This window comes from Pyxidicoccus trucidator (assembly GCF_010894435.1).
Lineage (GTDB): Bacteria > Myxococcota > Myxococcia > Myxococcales > Myxococcaceae > Myxococcus > Myxococcus trucidator.
Genome location: NZ_JAAIXZ010000114.1, coordinates 1 through 393 on the forward strand (window position 1 = coordinate 1; position 393 = coordinate 393).

General features: G+C 66.2%; 1 pseudogene. It reads left to right on the forward strand.

From position 1 onward, the window contains the following. Positions 1-393: pseudogene (locus G4D85_RS48660) on the forward strand (ATP-dependent DNA ligase); the annotation flags it as partial.

Here is a 393-nt window from a genome sequence, read left to right on the forward strand (position 1 = left end):
GTCATCGCCCTGCTGCTGGACAACCTGGAACGACCGAGCACACCGGAAGAGCTCCCGCTGTCGCTATGGCTCACCCAGCGACTCATGCCCCTGCGTGAGCTGGAGGTATCAGCGCAGCGCGAGCAGGTGGTGTCCTGGTGGCGGTCGATGCCCCGGCGCGAAGTCTTCCTGTTGAACAAGATGCTCACCGGGGAGCTGCGCGTGGGCGTCTCATCCACCCTGGTGGTTCGCGCACTCGCGAAGGTGGCGGAGCTTCCCGCGCCGGACGTCGCGCACCGGTTGATGGGGACCTGGACGCCCTCGAAGGAGTTCTTCCAGCAGCTCGTCTCGCCGGACGTCTCGGATGGGCACCATTCGCGCCCGTATCCGTTCTATCTGGCGTCTCCCCTGGAG